The 1,092-nt window shown below is 65.4% G+C and carries 2 rRNA genes and 1 pseudogene; all 3 read left to right on the top strand.

Annotated elements, in window-relative coordinates:
* Positions 1-73 (top strand): 23S ribosomal RNA (locus AB0D46_RS38555); the annotation flags it as partial.
* A gap of 107 nt (positions 74-180) precedes the next feature.
* Positions 181-297, top strand: a 5S ribosomal RNA gene (gene rrf, locus AB0D46_RS38550).
* 218 nt (positions 298-515) lie between these two features.
* Positions 516-1,092 (top strand): annotated as a pseudogene (locus AB0D46_RS38545) (hypothetical protein); the annotation flags it as partial.

The raw sequence follows: 1,092 nt of genomic DNA, 5'->3' as shown, positions 1-1,092 counted from the left end.
GTTGATAGGCCAGATGTGGAAGCCCGGTAACGGGTGGAGCTGACTGGTACTAATAGGCCGAGGGCTTGTCCTCAGTTGCTCGCGTCCACTGTGTTGGTTCTGAAGCAACGAACGGTTGCTGGTTTCTAGAGCTAGAACATAACTACAAAGTGTGCTTGTTCGCTCGAAACCGATTAGGGTTTCGGTGGTCATAGCGTTAGGGAAACGCCCGGTTACATTCCGAACCCGGAAGCTAAGCCTTTCAGCGCCGATGGTACTGCAGGGGGGACCCTGTGGGAGAGTAGGACGCCGCCGAACAATTTTTCAAAGGACCCCTGGTCCAGCGTTCAACGCTGGACCAGGGGTCCTTTTTGTTTTTCACCTCTTTTACGCCGAAGCGCGGCCATGGGTTGGTTGCGCAAGAATGACTAGCGGTACCCCGAAGACAGGAGTCACACCCATGTCCAACTCTCCCGACGATCGTCCGGAGCGCGAGCCTCGGCGCAACGACGGCGGTGACAGGGGCGGCTTCCGTCGTGACGACCGTGGCGGTGACCGTGGTGGCTTCCGCCGCGACGACCGCGATGGCCGTCCGACCGGTGGTGGCGGCGGTTTCCGTCGTGACGACCGCGGTGGGCGTCCCGCCGGCGGCGACCGTCCTTCCGGCGGCGACCGTCCTTCCGGCGGCGACCGTCCTTCCGGCGGTGGCTACCGGGGCGGCGGCGACCGTCCTTCCGGTGGTGGATACCGTGGCGGCGCCGGCGGCGACCGTCCTTCTGGTGGTGGCGGCGGTTTCCGTCGTGACGACCGTGGTGGTGACCGTCCGTCCTTCCCGCGTCGTGATGACGAGCGTGGTGGGTTCCGTGGCGGTCGTGATGACCGTGGTGGGGACCGTCCGTCGTACCCGCGTCGCGACGATGACCGTGGTGGGCGTCCTGCGGGTGGTGGCGGCGGTTTCCGTCGTGATGACCGTGGTGGCGACCGTCCGTCCTTCCCGCGTCGTGACGACCGTGGTGGCGACCGTCCGTCGTACCCGCGTCGTGACGATGACCGTGGTGGGCGTCCTGCGGGTGGTGGCGGCGGTTTCCGTCGTGATGACCGTGGTGGCGACCG

Source organism: Streptomyces sp. NPDC048383 (assembly GCF_040651775.1).
Taxonomy (GTDB): Bacteria; Actinomycetota; Actinomycetes; order Streptomycetales; family Streptomycetaceae; genus Streptomyces.
The sequence above is the reverse complement of the archived record's forward strand: the minus strand, read 5'-3'. Positions and strand labels throughout refer to the sequence as shown.